The organism is Shewanella sp. SR43-8 (assembly GCF_014163775.1).
Taxonomy (GTDB): domain Bacteria; phylum Pseudomonadota; class Gammaproteobacteria; order Enterobacterales; family Shewanellaceae; genus Shewanella; species Shewanella vesiculosa.
This window is the reverse complement of the sequence record NZ_JACJDX010000010.1, coordinates 1-24,608: the sequence shown is the minus strand read 5'-3', so window position 1 is coordinate 24,608 and position 24,608 is coordinate 1. Positions and strand designations below refer to the sequence as shown.

19 protein-coding genes and 1 pseudogene are annotated in these 24,608 nt (G+C 39.3%); 4 read left to right on the top strand and 16 right to left on the bottom strand.

Annotated features, from left to right (window positions below):
* Nucleotides 1–256: 256 nt before the first annotated feature.
* Nucleotides 257–1,324 carry an L-dopachrome tautomerase-related protein gene (locus tag H5114_RS13880; protein WP_182723250.1) on the bottom strand — a complete coding sequence of 356 codons (1,068 nt, stop codon included), beginning with the start codon at nucleotides 1,322–1,324 and terminating at the stop codon, nucleotides 257–259.
* Between the two features lie 192 nt (nucleotides 1,325–1,516).
* On the opposite strand from H5114_RS13880, the gene H5114_RS13875 reads away from it, so the two are divergent.
* A complete protein-coding gene (locus H5114_RS13875; RefSeq protein ID WP_182723249.1) occupies nucleotides 1,517–2,098 on the top strand; it encodes a TetR/AcrR family transcriptional regulator in 582 nt (193 codons plus the stop codon).
* Between the two features lie 120 nt (nucleotides 2,099–2,218).
* On the opposite strand, the gene H5114_RS13870 is transcribed toward H5114_RS13875, so the two are convergent.
* Nucleotides 2,219–4,117, bottom strand: a complete 1,899-nt coding sequence (locus H5114_RS13870; protein WP_182723248.1) for a bifunctional diguanylate cyclase/phosphodiesterase — start codon at nucleotides 4,115–4,117, stop codon at nucleotides 2,219–2,221.
* 8 nt (nucleotides 4,118–4,125) lie between these two features.
* Nucleotides 4,126–5,259: an FIST signal transduction protein gene (locus H5114_RS13865; protein WP_182723247.1), complete on the bottom strand. Its 1,134-nt coding sequence runs from the start codon at nucleotides 5,257–5,259 to the stop codon at nucleotides 4,126–4,128.
* 331 nt (nucleotides 5,260–5,590) lie between these two features.
* Between H5114_RS13865 and H5114_RS13860 the strand changes: the two genes are divergently transcribed.
* A complete protein-coding gene (locus H5114_RS13860) occupies nucleotides 5,591–6,637 on the top strand; it encodes a diguanylate cyclase (protein WP_182698136.1) in 1,047 nt (348 codons plus the stop codon).
* A gap of 160 nt (nucleotides 6,638–6,797) precedes the next feature.
* Here H5114_RS13860 and H5114_RS13855 read toward each other — a convergent pair whose 3' ends face one another.
* Both H5114_RS13855 and H5114_RS20530 read right to left on the bottom strand, forming a co-directional pair.
* On the bottom strand, nucleotides 6,798–9,278 hold the full coding sequence (locus H5114_RS13855) for a S9 family peptidase (RefSeq protein ID WP_182723246.1): 2,481 nt from the start codon (nucleotides 9,276–9,278) through the stop codon (nucleotides 6,798–6,800).
* Nucleotides 9,279–9,620: 342 nt separating this feature from the next.
* Nucleotides 9,621–9,873 (bottom strand): annotated as a pseudogene (locus tag H5114_RS20530) (TonB-dependent receptor); the annotation flags it as partial.
* 473 nt (nucleotides 9,874–10,346) lie between these two features.
* On the opposite strand from H5114_RS20530, the gene H5114_RS13850 reads away from it, so the two are divergent.
* Together H5114_RS13850 and H5114_RS13845 are read left to right on the top strand one after the other, a co-directional pair.
* Nucleotides 10,347–10,568: a DUF2375 family protein gene (locus H5114_RS13850; RefSeq protein ID WP_182698138.1), complete on the top strand. Its 222-nt coding sequence runs from the start codon at nucleotides 10,347–10,349 to the stop codon at nucleotides 10,566–10,568.
* Nucleotides 10,569–11,148: 580 nt separating this feature from the next.
* Nucleotides 11,149–12,648, top strand: coding sequence for an MBL fold metallo-hydrolase RNA specificity domain-containing protein (locus H5114_RS13845; protein WP_182723245.1), 1,500 nt, complete (start codon nucleotides 11,149–11,151; stop codon nucleotides 12,646–12,648).
* 317 nt (nucleotides 12,649–12,965) lie between these two features.
* Here H5114_RS13845 and rfbD read toward each other — a convergent pair whose 3' ends face one another.
* The 11 genes from rfbD to H5114_RS13790 form a co-directional block, all read right to left on the bottom strand.
* Nucleotides 12,966–13,844 carry a dTDP-4-dehydrorhamnose reductase gene (gene rfbD / locus H5114_RS13840; protein ID WP_182723244.1) on the bottom strand — a complete coding sequence of 293 codons (879 nt, stop codon included), beginning with the start codon at nucleotides 13,842–13,844 and terminating at the stop codon, nucleotides 12,966–12,968.
* Between the two features lie 206 nt (nucleotides 13,845–14,050).
* On the bottom strand, nucleotides 14,051–15,400 hold the full coding sequence (gene glmM, locus H5114_RS13835; RefSeq protein ID WP_182723243.1) for a phosphoglucosamine mutase: 1,350 nt from the start codon (nucleotides 15,398–15,400) through the stop codon (nucleotides 14,051–14,053).
* Between the two features lie 220 nt (nucleotides 15,401–15,620).
* The gene (gene galU, locus H5114_RS13830; protein WP_182723242.1) at nucleotides 15,621–16,508 is read right to left on the bottom strand and encodes a UTP--glucose-1-phosphate uridylyltransferase GalU; all 888 of its coding nucleotides are present in this window, start codon (nucleotides 16,506–16,508) and stop codon (nucleotides 15,621–15,623) included.
* A gap of 163 nt (nucleotides 16,509–16,671) precedes the next feature.
* Nucleotides 16,672–18,606 carry a nucleoside-diphosphate sugar epimerase/dehydratase gene (locus tag H5114_RS13825; RefSeq protein ID WP_182723241.1) on the bottom strand — a complete coding sequence of 645 codons (1,935 nt, stop codon included), beginning with the start codon at nucleotides 18,604–18,606 and terminating at the stop codon, nucleotides 16,672–16,674.
* 103 nt (nucleotides 18,607–18,709) lie between these two features.
* Complete coding sequence (locus H5114_RS13820; RefSeq protein WP_182723240.1) at nucleotides 18,710–19,258, bottom strand: sugar transferase; 549 nt, start codon at nucleotides 19,256–19,258, stop codon at nucleotides 18,710–18,712.
* Nucleotides 19,259–19,274: 16 nt separating this feature from the next.
* Nucleotides 19,275–20,186, bottom strand: a complete 912-nt coding sequence (locus tag H5114_RS13815; protein ID WP_182723239.1) for an NAD-dependent epimerase/dehydratase family protein — start codon at nucleotides 20,184–20,186, stop codon at nucleotides 19,275–19,277.
* Nucleotides 20,186–21,397 (bottom strand): glycosyltransferase family 4 protein, encoded by a 1,212-nt coding sequence (locus tag H5114_RS13810; RefSeq protein ID WP_182723238.1) that lies wholly within the window; start codon nucleotides 21,395–21,397, stop codon nucleotides 20,186–20,188. Before H5114_RS13810 ends, H5114_RS13815 begins: the two co-directional genes overlap by 1 nt.
* A 107-nt stretch (nucleotides 21,398–21,504) precedes the next feature.
* Nucleotides 21,505–22,350 carry a 3-hydroxyacyl-CoA dehydrogenase family protein gene (locus H5114_RS13805; protein ID WP_182723237.1) on the bottom strand — a complete coding sequence of 282 codons (846 nt, stop codon included), beginning with the start codon at nucleotides 22,348–22,350 and terminating at the stop codon, nucleotides 21,505–21,507.
* 120 nt (nucleotides 22,351–22,470) lie between these two features.
* Nucleotides 22,471–23,340, bottom strand: coding sequence for a UDP-3-O-(3-hydroxymyristoyl)glucosamine N-acyltransferase (locus H5114_RS13800; RefSeq protein ID WP_182723236.1), 870 nt, complete (start codon nucleotides 23,338–23,340; stop codon nucleotides 22,471–22,473).
* Nucleotides 23,325–23,963: a PIG-L deacetylase family protein gene (locus tag H5114_RS13795; RefSeq protein WP_182723235.1), complete on the bottom strand. Its 639-nt coding sequence runs from the start codon at nucleotides 23,961–23,963 to the stop codon at nucleotides 23,325–23,327. Before H5114_RS13795 ends, H5114_RS13800 begins: the two co-directional genes overlap by 16 nt.
* Nucleotides 23,956–24,608: O-antigen ligase (locus tag H5114_RS13790; RefSeq protein WP_182723234.1), on the bottom strand; the 653-nt coding region annotated here is incomplete at its 5' end. The genes H5114_RS13790 and H5114_RS13795, both read right to left, overlap by 8 nt.

Here is a 24,608-nt window from a genome sequence, read left to right as displayed (position 1 = left end):
TATATCGTTTTTACAGATCAAATAATGGCGACAAAACAGAAGATATGGATCGATGGGATGAGAACAAGCGAAAAACGGTAACAAGCAATGACAAACGACAGATATAGGTAACAAGCGATAGCTGCTTGGCAAAGAGCTTACAAGCGCAGACTCACCTCTGCAATCGGCTTCTCGTCATTGCTTTAGCAAAAAACACTTGTTATACGCTGTCACGGCTTGCCTTCTACGCCACTAGCGGCATAGAAGGCGCATGCAGTTAGCGTCCAACAGTGGTGGCGGTTAACGCATCAAATTGAATGATATAGTAGCGACCATCACTTTTGTCTTGCTGGTTATTCACCGCAGGAGACTGATGTAATTTATTCACAGTGACTAGCAACTTACCATCGGCCGTAGTTGAAAAGCCATCAGACCAACTGAACTTGTCATCATCTTGATGCAAGATATGATATTGACGCTCGATGTCGATATACCCCACAGCATTATTGCCTATGTCGGTGACATAAATATTGCCGCCATTATCAATGGTGATCCCGTCGCTAATAGGCTTATTGGCATAGAACTCAACTTTACTGCGCAACATATTAGGCGACAATTTGGCATCAAGCAGATATTGAGTGTGTACCCGATATAACTTTTCACCACTTAAGGCACCAAAGTAAACCCACTCATTAGCTGGGTCTATGGTTAATGCATCAACTCCAATGCGGATCGGTTGACCGCCAATAGACAAGGTGTTGCCATTAATCACAGTATCAACATCTTCTGGGCGGGTATAAATACTGCCATCGAGCACTCTTTTTGCTGAGCCTGTCGTTAAGTTAACCACGATTAATCCTGCATTACTGCCACCAGCGGGATCTGTGATGTATACCGCTTCATGCTTTCTATCTACCGCAAGATCATTTAAAAATGAGTTTTCAGGCAATACAGGAGCCTTTAAAGTAATCATTTTGTATAAGCTGTTTTGTTGAATATCCCAACCAATAAGTCGGCCAACCCCTTCAGCAGAAGCCGTTTCGAGCATCCATAAAATCCCCTGTTCATCAACGACTACACCCAAAACAGGATTAAGATGCTGATTAAACTCAGTATCAGGATAATCGACTATCAAACCATCTTTGTTAAGCTCCACTATTCTCGAATCTACACCGTAAAAGTGATGATTACTCATAAACACCCGGCCATTAGCTGATACTGCAACATTGCCGGGTGGATGTTGCTTATCTAACTCACGAAAAACTGAAAATTCGCCTGCGCGAGTAGTGAATGTAATAACACTAAGCAGTGCCAACAATGACACAACAAAGACTTGCCTTAACATAATTAGGATTCCTTAAAGGGCAGATTGATACCGTCATCATGTAACGGACTTAAGCTAGCCAAGATAATCTGCATAAACTCTTTTCTGAACAGGCATTCAAGATAGACATTTTCCACTGAAGACACAAGCAGTTTTTGAACAACCATTCAAGTAGTGATATTATCAACCAAGAAATGGTTGAGGAACGATGTCATGGCTAAGAAAAATTTTGCAAGAGAAGACGTATTAGACAAGGTGATTACCTTGTTTTGGCAAAATGGCTATGCCGCAACAAGTATTCAGCAAATAACCAAAGCCACCGGATTAAATCCCGGCAGCTTATATTATGAATTTGAGAGTAAAGAAGGTTTATTCCAAGCTGCGCTAGCGCGTTATGCCACCTTTTCCGTTAAAGCGATACACTTATCGATGGCCAATGCCTGCAGCGTAAACAACGCAATTAAGCAGATGTTAAATACTCTAATTGAACAATCAAAGTCATGTGATTATTGCGGCTGCTTTTTGATAAAAACCCAGCTAGAGCTGGCATCACAAGGGAATCAACTTTATCAATTTGCCAGCGCCCAACTGACTAAAATTGAACATATTTACCTTGATTACCTCAGTGAATATTATCCCCAGATACAAGCAAAAGCCTACGCAGCCCAGTTAATGACGGTAATATTTGGCATTCGTATTTATGGTTACCAAGCCGAATCTGCCACAACTCAAATCAACACTATTAACGCCCTGCTGCCCTGGTTAGCAACGCTATCCGAAGACGATAACAGCTAATAATAAGCAGTGAAAATGACCCGCAAATAAACTCAAAAGTAACCACGCTTAAGTGCTGAGTGATTGCGCGGTGAGATTGTGTTGGTAATCAACCTGATCCGTCATAGCTTACTGTCACTTTTAAGCATCAACAGAAGCATGATTGGCAAGATATATGGATGCGATAGCGTCGGGTAACATTGGCTTGTACAGATAAAACCCCTGAGCTAAATCGCATTTATAGGTCTTAATGTAATCCAGCATAAACTGGCCCTCTACCCCTTCTGCGATAACTTTTAAACCGAGATTATGACCAATATCGATAATGGTCTTGGCAATGGCTGCCGATGAACTGCTGCTCTCAACGTATTGTAAAAAAGCTTTATCAATTTTCAGATAATGCAACGGTAAAAACTGTAGGTAACTAAATGATGAATAACCTTTACCGAAATCATCAAGCGCGAAAGTAATGCCATACTGATTAAGCCTAAGCATAATGTCTTTGACATTGAATTTATCTTCCATAAAAATCGATTCCGTTAATTCAATAATCAGATATTTACCTTCTAATTGATGATGATTTAAGCAATCAATGAGGTGTGCAATGAGCGCTTCATTTTGAAACTCAATACAGCTTAAATTAATGGAAATAGCTAACTCAGTGATACCTGCATCTCGCCACTTTGCTAACTGTAAACAGGCTTTAGAAATCACCACACAACCAATATCAATAATTAACCCAGTTTGCTCTGCGATTGTAATAAACACATCGGGTGGTACAACAGTGCCATCTTGCTGCGTCCAGCGACATAGTGCCTCAACACTTACAATCTTCATTGTGCGTAAATCAACTTTAGGTTGATACACTAAATGCAGGGCATTATCTTCAATGGCCTTACGCAGCTCTTGCTCAATAGCAAGTTGGGTTAAAGCTTCTTTCTCAAGCGCCTGACTGTAAAAATGGAAGCTATTTTTACCTAATGACTTTGACTCATACATGGCTAAATCCGCCTTGCGGATCAGCGCGTTTGCATTGTCATCATCATTAGGAAACAGTGATATGCCGATACTCGATGTCACAACGAACTGACGCGAACCGATAGTAAAAGGCTGTTTAATCAGTGCTAACAAGTCTTGGCAGACCTGTTTTATAGTCATTTCAGACTCTATTTGTTCTAATACAATAATAAACTCATCACCGCCTTGGCGGGATAAAGTATCAAATTCACGCAAGCGTGTTTGCAGTCGTCTTACCACTTCTTTCAACAATAAATCACCAGCGTCATGACCTTCTGTATCATTAATCTTTTTAAAGTCATCTAAATCTAAAAATAATACCGCAAGCTTTTTATGTTCTCTTTTACTGGTGGCAATCGAATGACTAATTCTGTCCAATAACAATGCACGATTTGGTAACCCGGTAAGCGAATCATGAAAAGCATGATATTCAATTGTCGCCTCATACTGCTTTTGCGTTGTCACATCGCGAAAGCACCACACTCGACCATAAATTTGATCGTCTTGAATTTGTGGGAGAGACCTAAAGTCAAAGAAGCGTTTATCGAGCAACTCAATGGTGCCACTTAAGTATTGAAATGGGTCTCGGTTGAGATTATCAATAATCGATAACATATGATTTTTATCTTTGAAAATGCCAAGAAGGTCCTCCCAATGTGAATCTAATGTAAAACCGAGTTCGTCAATAAAATCCTGCCCCATAGTATTAAATGACATCAGCTCGCCATTTAATCCATAGACAAATAAAATTTCACCAGTGGAATTAACGGTTGCATTTAATAAACCAATAGAATGTTCAAGCTTGTCTTGAACCTGTTTCATCATGGCTAGCTGGTCTTTTAAGGTTTGGTTACGATCGTTTAACTCATTGGAAATAAGGTATAAAGAACGCTCTAACATTTTTACGCTTTGATCATGTTGCGTATAAGCATCGGATATTGAATTCAAAAGGGCATCATTTTCTGAAATAAATAACTCGTCTCTTGGGTTACGCTTAAGCTGGCGTAATAGCAGTTTATGCATGGTTAATATCACTGTTTCTCAGAAAGTAACGTCACAGCCATGGTCTGATTATGTAAACCACACCGACCAATAGATTGAATAGGCGATATTTCACCATACGAGTAAAAGCCTGAAATAGCGCATTTTGCTGGTAAGCCTTCTTTAATAATTTCTAATTCCTCTTCAACATGCTGTCCTAAAACTAATCTGCGACCGACACAACTGATTAATATGGCTAATTCTGGCGGCGTTCCTTTAAAACACGCTCCAGCTTGATCTGCCGCAAGTTGAGCACCATCGAGTAAGTCTTCGTAGTTAGAATGCATTAACTGGCAGGTTGCACCTTCGGGCATGTTACCAGCGAACAACATACTTTTTTGTAATTCATCAATTGATAATATGGTCCGAACTACATGTTCTTGCTCACCGTGTTGTTGTAACGCCAACGGGTATAACAAAGCAGATGCAGGTAAATCACTGGCAAACTCACCTAAAAATTCTTTATACAAATCTAATGCTGGTCGACCATCAAGTTCATAAAGTACATTATTTGTCGATTTAGTGATCAGGCGCTTAGGCCCAAATGGACGCCATCCGCCTAAACTGCCACAACCAACAGATAACCGTTCACCATACAGTCCAACCAGCACAATCAGACCACTTTCTATGCGTTTATTGTGCCAAACCGTGGTTTGGCTAAAACGCTCACCATCGCCAGCTAAGCCCCCCGTTGCCATGACGCCTTGAGGCAAGTATTGCTGTAAACCATCAACCAGTTCAGAACCATTCACTAAATGGCCATCAGAAATAACTAAAACATGTTTGAGTCCTTCAAGAGGTAATTGGCTTACCAACTGCTTTGCCAATTCAGCGCAATGCTCAAATTGATTTATCGAATGGCTGACGACGTGCACTTGGGTGTGCTCAAAATCAATCGCAGTAACACATATACTGTTGTCGTACAGACAATCATCTTGGATTTCACCACTAGTGCTGCAGCCAACTATCTGTGCATTTGGGAAAGCGCTTGATAGCTCATCATTAAGCTTATTGTCTAACATGAGCTCAGGCGAACCAAAGGCCAACACCAGAGTTGTGTCAGCATGTTGCGGCAAAGGAGTAACCCAGTGACTATCTTGATATACCGTTTGAAAAGTGTGCATTTAGTTGTCCCTCACTAAAAGGTTATCTCATATGTTGTAATTGAAATATTACCGCAAGCAATAATGATAAAGAATGGCTGAAGAGAATATTCAATGAGCATGATATTAGAGGAAACCTAGTTAATTATCATGTTTTTATCCGTATGACCACACAATATAAATACACCTTAATTAACAATTAAGGTACACTTTAATTACAAGGTGTCTTAAGATAAATAACCCGTTAGCGCAATCCAAATGCATACCCATTGATCATAACCTTGTATTGTTTCAGCATCCCCAAAATGGTTTGCGACTGAACTGATAATTCAATGAGATTAAGGATTAACAATTGCTTGCATCCATCAATGATCAAAGTAAAAGTAACGGTAACCTACTGCATGCTAGGGTGATTAAGTTATTTTCATTGGTAGGAGCCTCTATCACAGGCGGTATGTGCTTACTTAGCTTATTGGGTAATAACAACACCTTAACCCTCATCCTCCTTGTTGCCTGTACCACCTATCTAATCGCCTTGTTTTCGTTAAAAAAATTCAATATTAAAGTCAGTGCGATTATCATCATTTACTCACTGTATTTATTAATGTTCTACTTAGTCTTTAGTGGCGGAGTCGCACAAACGGGTCCTTTATGGATTTTTATTGTGGCACCCGTTTCAGTTTATGTTTTAGGCTTTCGTTTAGGCTTAATTAACCTGGCTATATTTCTCTGCATCGTCTGCATCATCATGTTTTTACCGCAGCATCTTGTTGCACATGAAGCTTATACCCCAGAATTTAAACTTCGCCTGATACTGTCATTTTTAACCATGACATTTTTATCTGCATTATACGAATATTCAAGCATGCAGTTTTACCGCAATGTGCTCGAATTAAGCGCCAAATACCAACAATTAGCCATGAGCGACCCGCTGACAAAACTCGCTAACAGACGCAATGCATCTGCGGTATTACAGCAAGAAAAAGCACGTATTGATCGTAATCATGAACCGCTCTCAGTATTGCTGTGCGATCTCGACCATTTTAAAAGCGTCAACGACAAATATGGCCATAACGCAGGTGATATGGTGCTAATGGAATTAGCCAAAGTATTTACGGACAATGTCAGGCAACAGGACTGCATTGCTCGTTGGGGCGGTGAAGAGTTTCTGGTGATATTACCACAAACATCGGCAGAGCAAGCAGGTATCATCGCTGAAAAAATTCGCCTCAGTGTGCAAAACCACACCATCCACTTTCTCAAACATCAAATCCAGGTCACCATCAGTATCGGCATATCTCAGCTCACTGAAGATGAAACTATCGATGAACTGATCAACAATGCTGATAAGTGCCTCTATCAAGCGAAAACGCTAGGAAGAAATAGAGTCCATCCGTAACATGATAGCAATATAGCATCTAGGGTGTGACTGGTATCAATCTGAATAGCTTACTCGCGCAGTGAATTACCCGCGACTTCCCTTCACTCTGATCACGAGGCGTTTCTCGACAAATTAGATAAAAATAGCCCCGCAATGCGAGGCTATTTTACACTTACTTTTACTGCTGCTCTTTTGTCTCCGGGTAAAGACTATTCCACCACTCAGGCTCATCTTTTAACTTTAAGTCAAACCAGGCCATAGTAGTATTCCACCAGTCAAAACGTGCTTGGCGCGTATTGATGTGATGGTCTTGGCCATTAAACTCAACTAATTCAACTTCTTTGCCTAATAGTTTAAGTGCAGTGTACATATAATGGCTTTCACCCACTGGCACGTTAGTATCGGCATTGCCATGGATCAGCAATAGCGGCGTGGTGATCTTGTCGGCATGATATAACGGACTGTGCTCAACGTAGAGCTCAGGGTTATTCCACGGAAAACTACCACGGCTGGCGACACCAGAATAGCCATAACCCCACCAGCCATGTCCCCAATAAGATGATAAATTACTGATCCCAGCATGCGACATTGACGCGGCAAAAATATCCGTTTTGGTGGCTAAATACAGAGTCATAAAGCCACCGTACGATGCGCCCATGTTCCCCACGCGTTTAGGGTCGACATAGCTATGCGCCTTTAAAAACGCTTTAGTGCCTTCAATAATGTCATCTGCGCTGTATTTGCCCCATGCATTCACATGACGGCCGCTGAATGCTTGACCATAACCGATGGCCCCATTAGGTTGCAGCACATACACCACATACCCTTCGGCCGCCCATAAATTAAATGGCCAACGCCCAGTAAAGTGGCGACCGACCGGAGAAGTCCCGCCATAGTAATACACTAATGCAGGATATTTTTTACTGGCATCAAAGTCTGCGGGTAAATACACTCGACCATCAATATTGTGACCATGCTGATTAGTGAAATCAAAATCTTCAATCTCGCCCAAACGGGTATTGGCATAGTTTAGCTGTTGACTATCAAACAACATCTGTTTGCGACTTGAGTTCAAGGTCATTTTATAGGCTTTTTGTGGCACGGTAGCAGACGTGCCTGCAACAACTATGGTTGGGCTTGATTGCTCAATGGCGACACTAAAGCTGTCGACCATATCCACGCCGCTATCTATTTTAGTAAAACGGCGGTTACTTTTATCAAATAGATACAGTGGTGCGCGATCGCCTTCGGTTACCGTCAATATCAGATCATCATTTTCAAGCTTAGTCATACTGCCAATCGCAGGATCAAAGTCTTTACTTAACGCACTGACATTACCGTTAGCATCACGCCAATATAATTGCCCATCATAATCATTCACTTCAATGCTGGGGTCTTGTATTCCTGTGCCGTCCATAAAACGCGGCCCAGCAGTGATATACATACCATCATCGGCATATATCGCACCGTTAAAGCTTCGGTATTCACCTATCACAGTTTCTGTTAAGTCATTTAAGCTCAACTCTATCAGTTGGGTTAATGAATGCGCAGGCTCAGAATAATCAACCGGAGATCGCGTCAGTAGCACAGTATTCTTATCAAGATTACTGTCAACTAAGTCTGTGCTGGTTGAGTTATCGGTTAACTGACGAATAAAACCGGAAGCCACATCTAATTGATATATTTGGCTATTATCACGCCAATAACTCCAGCGGTCTTCTAATGCACGAAAGCGTTTTGAGGTCGCTTTCTCATCGGCCTTAAACGGTTTTTGCCAACTAAATAACAGGCTGTCAGCGTACCACTGCAAACCCGACACATTATCAACATCAGTGGCGGCAACATTAATGGTTAAATCTGCCACATTGAGTAATTGAATTTGTTTATTGGCCACAAAGGCTAACTGTTTACTGTCGTTCGACCATACTGCGCTGCTTGGGCGATTATCTTGCCAGCGATACATCACACTGTTGTCCGATAATTTACGTAACTCGGTCACTTGAATAGCCGAGTCACCCTGGCTAGCTTGATATTCAATGGTCGATTGCAGTAGATACTTACCATTTGGGGATAAGGTTAAGCCACTGATAACTTTTGAGTCGAACAATTGCTGCGCAGACACCCGCTGTGATTTCTGGGCCGAAAAGTCGAGGGTATCAACCTCACTTTTGCCCTGCCAATCAAGGCTAAATGGCACATCTTGCATTTGGCCATCAGCCAACACCAGCAGCTGATAGTCAGCATTAGCCAGCTCAAGTTCGACTTTATCAGCAGATTTAAGCAACTGCCCATTCAAATACACTTGCGGATTTTCAAGCCCTTTGACGGTTAACGTACCTTGGGTAAATCGCTGAGTCGATAACGGCAACTTATAGGCTAACCAACCTTCTCCTTCAATCTTTGCAGAGGCTGCTTGCCAAGTGAGTTGTTGATTAAATACTTGAACCGTTTTTGCCTGGGTTTGTCCAGACTTAGCAACTAAGTTAGCGACTAGGTTAGCTCGCAGCGCATCTGCATGAGCACTTTTTGATAATGGCGTTGCCGACGGTTGATTAACTGGGCCTAAGCGTTGAATGTATTTGGCATCTATATCTGCCCCGTGAGCCATGCCAGATAGAGCAATGGCTAAACTGGTTAATACCAGAGTAAAAGCTTTCATGAAGAGTCCTTGTTATTGCTATTTTTAGTTGTTTTTAGTTATTTATCATGTGTCGTAGTCTAATAAAACAGTGTGACAAAACTGACCGATAAATGCATATTTTTTGTGTATCAATAATTGTCATCTTTTATATATGCGAATGATTGTTTAACAAGGATAAATAAATTCAAGAGGAGATATAGTAAAATGAGAATGAGAGTGAAGTAGGAACCGTCAGTATTAGACTGACGGTTCATCTGTTTTGTGACGGATCAACATACACTAGTAAAACGCGATTAATCACCAAATTTGACTCTTACGCCTGCATTAGCAATAAACCCATCGTTACGGGATCAGATATCAGTAGTTGCCATGCCTCTCCCCAATAGCAACAAAACCGCCAGAATGACGTAGAGTTAATGCAATGGCCCTTCAGCCCCCTTCCCATCGGGTGAAACTTTTGTGGCATCTAAATACAAATAACTTGCGGTCAGCTTAATGTCGCCCAATAGTAATGCAGCAATACTTCAAAACCACGGTTCTGACTTTCACTTGGTGCATTAACTAACCTAACCGTATCTAAGGAGCCGTCGTTATTTACAGAGAAAACCTCTAATCAGTGACGTTATCCACCGCACTCGCTTCAATTCATCCCAATAATACTTAGCGATAAAATGAATGACGCCGCGAAATAACCAAACATACAACTTCCTTTTAACAAGACATTATCGAACAACTTGCTCACATCAAAAAAACCAGCGATAACTTGCACTCCTAGAGAAATTATTAGCGGCACTCGCCTACTACTGTAAAAGCCATCAGATAAAAGATTGCAATATTTTACGCACACTAAAATAGCTATAGGCTAAAACAAGAACAACTGTTTTTTAAACAGTTGAATAAGGGTTTGTTGCGCTTTACTGCATCCATCTAAACGACTATGATTCGGATTCATTAGGTGTTGAGTATACGGTACGGTTAATCCTCTCATTTGTGAAAGAGTTAAATCATGATAACAGCGCTAGGTTTGTACGCTATTTGATATAAGAAAGGATCATCTGGGCCCCCAGACAATGTATGGATACAACTATGACAACACAGACGATAACAGTACTTTACTACCCTGCAGAACTCGCAATTAAGCCCATAGCCGAAGTGTTATACAATCTCGAAGTGGGCGTTAACGGGCGTGTGATTATCCCAATGGAATATAAAGTAGATAAAATAATCGTGGCGGTATTTAAAGGTGAAGTTGAAATGTTGAATGCACTTGGCGACCGAGTTGCATCTGAGTTTAATGACGTTGCCTAAAGGTAATATCATTCATAACTAGAAACAGCCTAACCAGCATAGAAGTAACTTTACAAGCTTGACGTGAAGACAATCACTTTTATCTGGTTTAAGAGACTTGTTTGCATGAGCATGCCTTTAAAATTGACCAAGATCGGTGAGCGATATGATGTCCGGCGTGATATCAGGAATGATTATCCTCTTAATCTAATCCCTCTAGTAATCTAACCAAAATAAATCATGCCTAAAAAGCAGAATACTAAGTACTAGGCCTTGCAGCAATCTCGCTAAATGTTGAATTAAGTTTTACTTAGTCGGCGACCTTACGGTTGGTTGATGGTGGTTGTAAGTCATTATCGAATCATCTTAAATAAATGACCTTTAACTTGATCCATTGTAATTGCACCTAAATAAAGCACTGCGCACTATGGTCTAGTTCGCTTGATACCGCTTGTTATCTATTTTCTCAGCAGCGAAGCTGTCCCCAGAAGCGCAGCGCACTATCCGCGTAGAGGCCTAGAACCTAGAGCCCAGAACCTCGCAAAATACAATGCCTACTGCTAAGTTAACTAATCGCACTTAATACAATTAAGGGACTAACATGCAGATCATTCACCACGGAGCGGTAAACGGCGTAACAGGATCATGTCACCAACTGGATGTGAATCACCACAGCAAGCATATCAGCAGCTATCTTATCGATTGTGGTTTATTTCAAGGGGCAGAAACCGCCGGGCAAAGTTCAGCAGAACAGCTACAAATCACTTTCGATATCAACAATATCAAAGCGCTGATTATTACTCATTGCCATATCGACCACGTCGGGCGTATTCCTTACTTACTCGCAGCAGGCTTTAACCAACCGATTTATGCCACAACGGCAACGGCAGCATTATTACCTTTGGTCATAGAAGATGCTTTAAAAGTCGGGGTTACTCGCGATACCACACTTATACAAGCCTGCATTAATAGACTCAACAAACTGCTTGTTGCGGTAGATTACGGTCAGTGGATAACACTGCCAATCAACCCTGGCGAATCATCATCGTCAAGATTGACTTCAACAACGGCGGGGATAAATACATTAGAAAACCCACCAAGGTACACCAAAGCCAAACTTAAATTTAAACCCGCAGGACATATACTCGGCTCTGCTTATGTGGAAATAGACTTAAGTGGCCCTAAGGCCAGCTCGACATCTAATGCTGAAACCAGTGCTAAGACCAGCCATAGGGTGGTGTTTTCTGGTGACTTAGGCGCCAGCTATGCGCCTTTACTTGCTAGCCCCAAAAGCCCATATAAAGCAGATACCTTGGTGATTGAATCGACCTATGGAGATAAAAATCATCAAGGCCGTAAAGATCGTAGCAAGCAGCTTAAAAACATTATTGAAAAAGCCGTAAAAGATAATGGCGTAGTGCTCATTCCCGCCTTCAGCATCGGCAGAACTCAAGAGTTACTCTACGAATTTGAACACATCATTTATCGCAATAAAAACAACTCGACATGGCAAGACATCGACATTATCGTCGACTCACCTATGGCGGCTAACTTTACCCAAAAGTATCGTCAATTCAAAATGCTATGGGATAACGAAGCCAAACGAAAACTAGCTCAAGGACGCCATCCACTCGACTTTAATCAGCTAACGACTATCGACAGCCATCAAGACCATCTCGCGGTGATCAATTATTTAGATTCAGTCAATAAACCCGCCATTATCATCGCGGCATCAGGCATGTGCACAGGAGGACGGATCAGCAACTACCTCGCCCGCTTTTTATCAAAACCAACCACAGATGTTCTGTTTGTCGGCTATCAAGCTAAAGGCACCACAGGCAGAGACATACAAACCTACGGCCCACAAGGCGGATACGTTTATATCGACGAACTAAAAATTGATATTAAAGCCACTATTCACACCATCAGTGGTTACTCCGCCCACGCCGACCAACACAACCTCATCAACTTCGTCAAACGCATGCACCACAAACCCAGCCACATCAGAATCGTCCACGGCGACGAAGAAGCCAAACAGGCACTAGCACAGGAATATAGAAAACTCATACCCACGGCAGAAATCGTTATCGGTAAGGAATGATAAAGAGAGATGGCGATAACGGATGATGATTAAGATAGCGAGAGATAACAGACGATAAAAGGAGGTAACGAGCGCAGAGAATAGATACACGGAGGAAACTATTGAAAAGCGGAAATACTAACTGGAGCAAATACAGGGATTTAGTTTATCTGTTCCATAAAATATTATCGGTAAAAGTATATAAGCAAGGGTGAACTATGCTGTGTATCAAAGAGATGAGGCACATGGATATAGCGAAGATGGTATTAAAAAGCAGAGTAACCAAGCACAAATGCAGTTGTTATAAATAGCATTAGGAATTGTTTTAGCGATGAGTTTTATCGTGAATACTGTCCAATTCTGACTAACGCTGCTTGCCAATCACTTTGAACGATACCAAATTCTTGATTGATTTTTTGACAATTTAATCGTGAGTTTGCCGGGCGCTTTGCAGGTGTCGGGTAATCTGGAGTTGTTACTGGATTAACTTGAATGGACTGTTTCAATACACCTTGCGCTAGCGCAAGTTCGAATATCTTTTCAGCAAAAGCATGCCAGCTTACATAAGGAAACCCTGAATAATGATATACCCCATAAGCTTGATTCCTATCAGCCAGCTGTTTCGTGATAATCATAATAGCGTTGGCAATATCCCCAGCATAGGTTGGGCTGCCAAACTGATCAACTACAACATTTAAGGTATCGGTGGTTTTAGTAAGGCGCAGCATGGTGTTGACAAAATTATGGCCTTGCTCAGCAAATGCCCACCCGGTCCTTAATATAATATGCCGCGAACACGCTCGTTCAACGGCTTGTTCACCAGCGAGTTTACTTCGGCCATACTCACTTTGAGGTTCGGTGTCATCAGTCTCAACATAAGCTGCAACACTATCGCCAGCAAAAACATAATCGGTCGAAATATGGATAATCATGGCATTGATATTATTCGCTGCAACGGCAAGGTTATAGGGGCCATCACGATTTACAGCATAAGCCAATTCACGCTCTTGTTCGGCTTTATCAACCGCAGTATAGGCAGCAGCATTGATAATGATATTCGGAATGAATTCAGCAACAACCTTATTGACGTTAATAGAGTCTGTAATATCAAGCTGGTCACGATCTAATGCCAACAAGGTGATATCTGACATAATGCTAAGTTGCTCAACTAAGCACCTACCAATTTGGCCATTTTTACCTGTGACCAATATTCTCATGCTTAAGCCTCGTTAATTAAACGATCTAAATATTGACCATAATGATTATTCATTATCATTCTCTTTATAGGTAAAAGTATTGATCTTTCAGCAAGTTGATCTGAATTAAACCAAGTATTACGGTTAAATATAGTAATGAGATAAATTCAGGTTCGCCACGTTTAGACCGTGGCGAACAAGCTAGTCTTCAGGTCATTACCTAAACGTTATGCCCGAACCGCTTTAGCTATATGTTCTGCTTGAGCTTGCGACATTTCAATATCGGTAGATTCAACCATCACGCGGATAAGAGGCTCGGTACCCGACTTTCTCAGAAGCACACGGCCATTATCAGCAAGTACGGCTTCGGCTTCTATCACTGCTTGTTTTACGGCTGCTGACGCTAAGATTTCATCAGCATTGTTAGCGGTTAAGCGGACATTAAGCAGTACTTGCGGTAACTTTTTCATACCCGATACTATCTCAGCTAATGACTGGCCAGATTGTAATACCGCTTGTAATACTAATAATGACGCCACAACAGCATCACCAGTAGAGGCATGGTCAAGGTGCAAGATATGACCAGAACCTTCGCCACCAATGCGCCAGCCAGTGGCTGTTAATTGCTCAACCACATAACGGTCGCCCACTTTGGCACGCTTAAATGGAATATCCATTTCTTTTAACGCGATCTCGAGACCAAGGTTTGACATTAATGTGCCAACAACACCGCCACTTAATGTGCCTTGCTGCTTGGCTGTTTTAGCCAGAATATATAAAATTTGGTCACCATCAACAACATGGCCATTATGGTCAACAAACATCACCCGGTCAGCATCACCGTCCATCGCAATACCTAAGTCAGCTTCGTGCACCATGACTGCAGTTTGCAAGCTGTCTAAATGTGTCGCGCCGCAATGGTCGTTAATATTGGTGCCATTAGGCTTATCGTTAATGCTAATCACCTCAGCACCTAACTCACGGTATACATTAGGCGCAATATGATACGCCGCACCGTTAGCACTATCGACGACAATCTTAAGGCCTGCTAAGGTTAAATCTTTAGCAAAAACACCTTTACAAAACTCAATGTAACGACCCGCAGCATCAGTAATACGGCGGACTTTACCTAACAAATCAGATGAAACACATTCCATCGCATTATGATTAAGGGCTTGATCTAACAATGCTTCAATTTCAAGCTCTTGCTCGTCATTAAGCTTAGTGCCAGAATTTGAGAAAAACTTAATGCCATTATCATAAAAAGGATTATGCGATGCACTGATCACCACTCCAGCATCAGCTCTAAAAGTTGATGCTAAATACGCCACTGCAGGCGTAGGCATAGGGCCAATTAAAGCTACGTTTACACCAGCAGCAGACAAACCAGCCTCAATAGCAGACTCCAACATATAACCGCTACTACGAGTATCTTTACCAATCAACACTTCCTGGGTACCAGTGGATGCTAATACTTTGCCAGCAGCCCAACCTAACTTCATCGCAAAATCAGGCGTAATAGGAAATGTCCCCACCTTTCCACGAACACCATCGGTGCCAAAATACTTACGAGACATAAAAACTCCAATCTAAAAATTATATAAAAATAATCGTGCCTAGGCCGCTAAGCGGATAGTGCGAATTACATCCTTAAAGGATCGCTTCTAGGTACAAGGTACAGCTTTACTACTAAGATTTTATCGTTCTAGCCACACCGCATCATAGCTTGTAGGCATTGAGCAAAAGCAAAAAACCAACTACAAAGAGTTGGTTTTGGTGTTAACAATGCATTAACGTTTACTGTTCAAGCATAATCTTTTCAACACTTTTTTTGAAGTCGGCACCTAACTTAGCATCGCGCAATCCATACTCAACAAAAGCGTTCATGTATCCCAGTTTATCGCCACAATCATGCGACTTACCAGTCATGTTAAAGGCTTCAACGGTATCTTGTTCAATCAGCATATCAATCGCATCAGTTAACTGAATTTCATCTCCGGCACCAGCTGGAGTTTTAGCTAGTAATCGCCAGATCTTTTCTGATAATACATAGCGGCCAACAACCGCGAGATTCGACGGAGCTTCACCAACGTCAGGTTTTTCAACCATTCTTTTAATTTTAGCTGAGTCACCAGGTGTTATCTCAACACCATTACAATCGGCTATGCCATATTTATTTACGTCACATTCAGGTACGGGAGCCACCATAATCTGGCTAGCAAATGTCGCTTTATAACGCGCTATCATCGCCGCTAAGTTTTCAGTTTTCTGATTAGCAGTATATTCATCTAAAATAACGTCTGGTAACACTACAGCAAACGGACTATTACCAATACACGGATAAGCACACAATACCGCATGGCCTAGGCCTTTGGCCTCGCCTTGACGCACATGCATTATGGACACATCTTTAGGACAAATTGCTTGTACTTCTTCAAGTAGCTGACGTTTTACCCGCTTCTCAAGCGTAGACTCAAGCTCAAAAGATTTGTCAAAATGGTTTTCAATCGCGTTTTTACTGGCATGGGTGACCAACACAATCTCTTTAATACCTGCAGATATACACTCATTAACAATATATTGAATTAATGGTTTATCAACTAAAGGCAACATCTCTTTGGGAATGGCTTTGGTGGCGGGTAACATGCGAGTACCCAAACCTGCTACAGGAATAACAACTTTCATATTCAATCCTTGTCAAAATGATCCAAAAAAAGCTGTAGACTCAGGCAAACAATAAACATTCGTGATCAAAAGCTTTATCATCAATACGATATCAATACACGGTAACAAACTATCTGCAAAAATAACATCTACAATAACTAAAGAAAAACATTAACATGAAGACTTAAGAAACAATGTTAATCACTTTTTTTACTGATGCAATATTTTTAGCTTTTTGTTGATACACTAAATCACAAATGCCATCGGTTGGTGCAAAACCAGTTGGCGTACTAAGTAAAATGTCTCGAATCAATTCATGGTCAAAATCATGACAAGCAGCATCTAAACGGTCAAGGATGACAGAATACTCTTTCCAGGTCAGATATAACTCGTTTGCCGTCATGATACGTTCGTGCTCAGTGCCGGTAACATCATCACCAATCAGCAGTTCTTCGTATAACTTTTCACCTGGACGCAACCCACTAAACTCGATAGCGATATCACCATCAGGATTATTATCACTACGAACGTCATAACCACTTAAACGAATCATCTTTCGAGCTAAATCGACAATTTTAACCGAGTTCCCCATATCCAGTACAAATACATCTCCGCCCTTGCCCATAGCACCAGCTTGTATAACTAATTGCGATGCTTCTGGTATAGTCATAAAAAAGCGAGTGATATCAGGGTGCGTTACAGTAACAGGGCCGCCATTAGCTATTTGAGTTCTAAACAAAGGAACAACCGAGCCCGATGAACCAAGCACATTACCAAACCGCACCATACAAAAACGGGTTTTATTATTTTCTCGTGACAAAGCCTGTAAAACTAGCTCTGCCATACGTTTGGTTGTGCCCATCACATTAGTTGGTCGCACCGCTTTATCGGTAGACACTAATACAAAAGTCTCAACCTTTGCCGCAATAGCCGCTCTAGCAGTGTAAAGAGTACCAAATACATTATTGCGCACACCTTCAACCACATTATGTTCAACTAAAGGCACATGTTTATAAGCTGCAGCATGGTAAACCGTTTGTACGCCAAAAGACTCCATAACTGCTTGAACACGATTCTCGCGTTGCACAGAACCCAGCAAAGGCAAAATTCTAACGTTTAAGCCAAGCTCTTTCGCCATAGAATTCAACTCACGTTCAATGGCATACAAGGCGAACTCGGACAGTTCAAAAAGAATTAACTTTTTAGGCGACTGTTTTAATATTTGCCGGCACAACTCAGAGCCAATAGAGCCACCCGCACCAGTGACCATAACCACTTTGTCTTTAATATTGGCAGTCAACAGATCTTGTCTAGGCGCAACGGCATCACGCCCTAATAAATCATCAATTTCGACTTCTTTAATATCAGTATAAAGCTTGGATCCATTAACCAAATCAGACATAGCAGGAATAGTTAATACCTGTACCGCTAGTGGTTCAAGCCGGGTCAATATCGTTTGACGCATAGATCGGCTAGCACTGGGCATTGCTAATAACACTTTAGTGGCCGTTTTCTGTTTAATCAATTTACGAATAATAGAGGGGGAATGAACATGTACTCCTTGAATCACAGAACCATGTAAGGATTCATCATCATCAACAAAAGCAAACGGATAATATTCATGGCTTTGTACTAATGAGGTCAATAACTGCCGACCACTAACACCAGCGCCATAAATAATCACAGGCTCACCTACACGTTTCATCCCAGTGCCCACTAACGAACGCACTAACGCACGGGCCCCTCCAACAAGCACAAGGGCAAAAGCAATATAAATTAATGGCACGGTTCTAGGAATTGCAACATTGGCATAAAATGACACTAATATCAGTGAGAACGTTGAAAAAACAACGCCTCCTAAAATGGCCATAAGAGCCTGTAATCCCATGTATCTTAACACTGCGCGATATAGCCCTAGCTTTGTAAATACAAATAAACTAAAAGGCAGAATCGTCAACATAACAGCCCAGTTGGCACTGTTACTCAATACGTTAACATCATCAAGTCGGACTAATAATGCGCCGAAAAAAGCTACCATTAAAAATAAAGAATCGACAATAAGGCTAATTAAGCGTTTTTTAGCGCGTGATAAAGAAAAAATGATTTGCAAAAAATCCATCTTTTGCTCCTTAAGCAAGGGAATGTTCATTTACTACAACTTATAAGAACAGAAAAATAAAATATGTTTAAAATACTATAACTAATTAAATATTAGAAAATCATTATTTAATTCGGTCTCCACTACCACTGCCAGTAACTGTCATTAATATATATTTAAGGTAACTAGCAATCGTAAGAGTATCAATCATTTCGCGGTCTGTTTTAGCAAGTAGCTCAGGAGTCGACATATCAATTTTGCTTACTTGGGCAAGTCCTGTAACACCAGGGCGAACAGCAAAAACATTTTTAGCATCACGAGCTTGGGTTAACTCTTCTTGGTTAAACAAACCAGGACGAGGACCAACTAAACTCATTTCGCCTTTTAGCACATTCCAAAGCTGCGGGAGTTCATCTAACTTTGTTTTTCGTAAAAAACCACCGAAAGGAGTAATTGATGTGGTACTGGCTAAGTGGCTGGCAACCGATGCAGTATCAACGGTCATTGTTCTAAACTTCACTAACGTGAATGGCTTTTTGTTACGACCAACCCGTTCTTGAGTAAATATAGGTGAACCAGTATCAAACAAACCAATAATGTATAGAACAAATAGAAATGGCAGGAAGCAAAGCAAGCCCAAAAGTGAAAACAAAAAGTCGAGTAAACGTATCATTTATATATCCAAAAAATTATTTTTTAGCGGCGAGTTTAAAACCATGTTCAACTGAATATGGCGGTTTCCAATTAAGAGTATTTTTTGTATGAGTAATATCTAACTGCAATGAACCCGTCAATCTATCAATCACGTCACGCTTGTTAAGAAATCTCCCTGCTAACTTAAAGCACCAAACAGGCACAGGTAAAGCTAAGTTTGTCTTATTCTGCACCATAGCCATTAAGGCAACCATTTCAGCGGTTGATAAGTCATTATCGTCAGAAACTAAAAAAATTTGATTGACTGCTTGAGGATGATCAATACAAACCTTGATTAAATCAACTAAGTTATAAACCGATACCAAACTACGTTTATTATTTTTAATTGACCTAAAAGGTAATGGCAAACCACCGCCTACGAACCGCATTAATGAGGCAAAGTTAGCTTTAACGCCTAAACCATAAATGAGAGGGCTTCTGATAATTACAAATTTAATGAGGTCTTTAGAGGATATTGACCTAATGTAATCTTCAGCTTGTAGTTTTGTAGATGATGTATTAATTAATTCCTTGCAAATTTTAGTAGTTAAGTCAACCCTACTTCTTTGCTCTTTATACATATTGACAGAGCTTAAAAAAATAATTCTAGGTATTTTCAATCCAACGCATTTATCTACAATTTTTTTTGTAAGAATATAATTTATGTTTCTTGCTTCTTCATCAGAAAAGGTGCGGTGTGCCGCACCAGAAATATGAATAAAGGTATCAACGCCATCACAGCAAAACTTATTATTGAAAAAATCTTCATATGAAAAATCAATACTATTACTACTATTACTACTATTTTTGGTTGAACTTACCACAATAACTTCAAACTTAATAGCACGTAAGAAAGCTAACAAATGACCGCCAACAAAACCATTTGAACCAGTTAAAATGACTTTCATTATTTCAAGAGCCTTCTAAACAAATTGATATACTTAGCTGCAAGTTTTTCGTACGTATATTCTTTTTCTACAAATTTTGCTGACTCAATCGTTCTACTAGGTTTTATTTGATGAAACTCAATGATCTTAGATGCTAAATCTGTATGAGAGCTAGCACAAAAACGAATCTCACACCCCGCTTTCTCCATTGGATTATTAGGAGAGTCAATTCCATTAAATACTAGCTTATTGCTAATCATATAATCAAATATTTTATTTGGTGAAATACCGTACTTATAAAGTTCTTTAGGTTGGGCATTAATAAACATGGCATCACAATATGAAACTATATGTTGGATTTGATCTTTGGCAACTGTTCCAAAAAACACTACATTTTCAAGATCCAATTCACGAACTCTAGTAATTAGTTTTTGTTTTTCAATACCATCACCAACAAGTAAGACACCTATGTTGTACTTTTCCAACTGTTTACAGGCCTCAATAAGTGGTGCAAGGTTATTTGGTATGCCTAGTGCACCAGTATAGCCGATAACAGTATCAAACTTATTTAATTTAGATTCTAAATCCGATAGCAGCCGTTCGTCTTTGGGTGATGAGTTATCACTCAGTTCAATACCATTAGAAATACAAACGAATGAGTTTTTTTTCAAACCTTCTTTAATAAATAAAGGCTCTGAATTCTCAAGTAAAGAAACGCAATAATCACAGTGTTTATAAGCGTATTTTTGACAAAAGTCAATTATAATACTTAACGGATGAAACTTAGATATTCCAACAAGCTCTTGGAGACTAAGCGGCCATATATCTCGAACTTCTAAAATCAGTTTTGCATTATATTTTTTTGCGTAATATTTAGCAGCAAATATATGAAAAGGGTGGGCTGTAGATGCAATTATAATATCTGGTTTGTTAGTTTCGCTAAACTTTCGAAATTCAGACTTAAATAAACCAATTCCAAAAGCTAACATATTGATTATGCGCTTAACTCCATTACCCGAATATAGAGGGGTACCTACAAGGTAGTACATTACACCTTCAACATCTACAAGACCAGGACTCTTTATTTTAAGATCAGATAAATGATGATGAAGTGATGAAATTACAGTTGTTGTACAAGCCACTTTATCAAAATTTCTAGCTAAATAGTAAGGTCTAAAAGACATACCATGTTTAGGGCTTCCTGCATAAGGGTGGATATACCAAATATTCAAAGTTAGCGCCTATTAAGTTAGTTATTTGAGACTGGAATTTAGCTTTATTGCTAAGTAAAAACGATAAAATCAATAGTTAAAGACTAATGATTATTATAGATATTATTTCAATAACTATAAAATCCTAATTTTGATTTTTTTCCTAAATGATTTGCTCTCACCATTTTACGAAGTAATGGCGAAGCTCTAAACTTACTATCACCTGTTTCATGATATAATGTATCCATAATTGATAATATAACGTCATTTCCGATTAAATCAGCCAACTTTAAAGGCCCCATAGGGTGATGTGCACCTAGAATCATTGACTTGTCTATATCCTCTTTGGTTGCTACACCGTCTGCTAAAATGAAAATTGCTTCATTTATCATTGGTATTAGCATTCTGTTTACTACAAATCCAGGACACTCATTTACAACAATTGCTTTTTTCCCTAAAACGGATGCAAATTTTACGGCTTCATTAATTGTACCTGATGATGTAGCTAAGCCTTTTACTACTTCCACTAACTCCATTATTGGAGCTGGATTAAAAAAATGTAAACCTATAACTCTTTCAGGGTAAGGCAATCGCGATGCTAAAGCTGTAACCGACAAGGATGATGTATTTGTGGCAAATAATGTATCACTAGATAGATACTCTGATATTACATCTATTAAAGAATATTTAACTTCATAACTTTCAGAAACGGCCTCTATAACTAAATCAACACAAGCTGCATTAGATATATCAGTAGATAAAATCGTTTTATTACATGCATTTTTTACTATTTTTAAATCTATTTTCCCTTTAGCTGCCAATCGATTTAAGCTACTTATACACTTATCATTCAATATTTCTAGTTTCAAAGCATCCCTAGAATATATAATTAACTCAGAAACAGAATTGTTAGCCATCATTAATTGCGCGATGCCAGTTCCCATTGTCCCCGAGCCAATAACCATTACTTTCATTTATTAGATTCTTTAATCATTATTCTAAATAGAATATTTTATTAATAGGTACTTAATTTCAACCTTGATATAAATCATTTTAAAAATAAGATTTAACCTGATGTTAATCAAAATCCTGCACTAGAGATCCCTAATTTTTTTTGCAGGGTTACCAGCAAACACAGTGTTATCCGGAACATTTTTTGTCACGACAGCCCCTAAACCAACTAATGAATTATCCCCAATAGTTACTTTTTGATGTGTGCAGCTATTTGGTGCAACCCATGCATTCTCACCAACAATAACACCTCCACTTAATTCTGCACATGCAATAATAAATGCCCCCTTTTTAATATGACAGTTGTGTGCAATATGAACTAAATTATCTACTTTTACAAAATTATCTATTACGGTATTAGATAAAGTACCACAAGCTATTGTGGTACAACTGCCTATTTCGACATTTTCACCAATAACAACCCCCCCTAGATGAGGGAACCTAATTGGTATACCATCATCTAACCTTTCAAACCCAAAGCCATCACTTCCAATGGATGAACAAGATCGAATTCTTGTATTTTTACCTATACGAGTTCCAGAATGTATAACAACATTATGTTCTATAATGACTCCTGCTTCGATGTGGCAACCATCTTCTATCACAACATTTTTACCAAGCTTTACACTTGGATGGATCTCACTAGGATAATCATACGTCACAAAACCGATACTAGATTCTAACAAAGATAAAATACGAATAAAGTCCAGCCTTGGATTTTCGCTCAGCAAATAACCAACTTTATCTTCATGCTCAAGGGTAGCCTCTTTATCTACGACCAAAGCAGTATTCAATTTAAGGCCTTTTAAATCTTTAGTAAAACTTAATTCACTAAATTCATACTCAAAAAAAGAACCTACCCCATTAATAGTAATGTCAAAACCTTTTAATTCTAAATTTGTTTTTTTTGCAATTTCTGACAAGGAAATTGTTCTTTTTAATTTATAACCCATCGTATTACCTCAAAACATTCGGCATAATTAGAGCCAATTTGAACCCCCCTAGTTTTTGCTAAGGAATAAATAAAATCGCGACTCATATAATCTCGACTCGATTGCGATTCATAGCATTGTAAAGCCATATACTTATTTTCAACATGCATTTCATCCAGCTTCACAAAACAAGTAGTATCGAAAGATAAATTATTCCAAATTAATTCATAACCAAGTATTGTTATATTTTTAAAGGCTCGAACTGCCTCTTGAGTAATAGTCGCATGATCTTGATGTATGTCTTGCAATGATGGGGTCAAAACTAAATCAAATGAATTGTCACGTTTTAGTTGGATTAACTCATCTAATATTTCTTGTCTGAAATAATTTAGACGTCTAACTTGATAATTAAGAATTATTAAATTTTCTTTCGATACTCCTAATTTAGTTGTTGCATTTTTAACTTCCTTACTAAGTATTTCCTTTGGAAACCCTTCAGGTACAGATTCTTGAGCCGTCGAAAATGCAACATAAGTAACCTTTGCACCATTTTCAATTAACTTACTAATAGTGCCACCTGCACCTAACTCCCCATCATCTGTATGCGGGGCTAGAATTAAAACGTTTTTATAACTATTAATCATTAAACAACTCATCTTTATTAGAGTAAAAAAACAGAACAGGTATGAACAAAAAAACAATATAATTATCAGTGAGATCTCCTGATAGCATAGTGCCAATTGCTATAGGTATGAAAACAGATAAAACTTTAAACATCAATGGTTTTGATATAAAACTGTACAATGCATAAATCGAAAAGAATACAACAATAAAAAAGTAAATAAGGCCATGATAAACTACTAATTCGATGATCAAATTATGCGGATAAAATCCTTTTTCTGGATATAAGTAATTCAAATTACCGAGACCTAAAAGTAGATTTAATGAGTTCTCAAATTTTAAAAAATAAAATAAATTTTCATACATACTAATTCTGGTAGCCTCGCTTGAGTTATTTAAATCAAAAAATAGTAATCGCCCCATAAAATTACTAACAAATTCCCAATACACCCAAGCCAAGGAAAGTATGAACATAATAGAAACTGCCATTATATATTTAAATAATCCCGTTGTTCTCATATAAATTAAAAAGGGAAGTGTACAAAATATTAAAATAACAGTTCCTCCTCTAGAGCCTGTTGCAACCAAACCAAGAAATAAAAACACATAAGATAGAGTAACCACCAAAATATTATATTTCGTTTTAGCTAAAGAAAAATAAATTATCA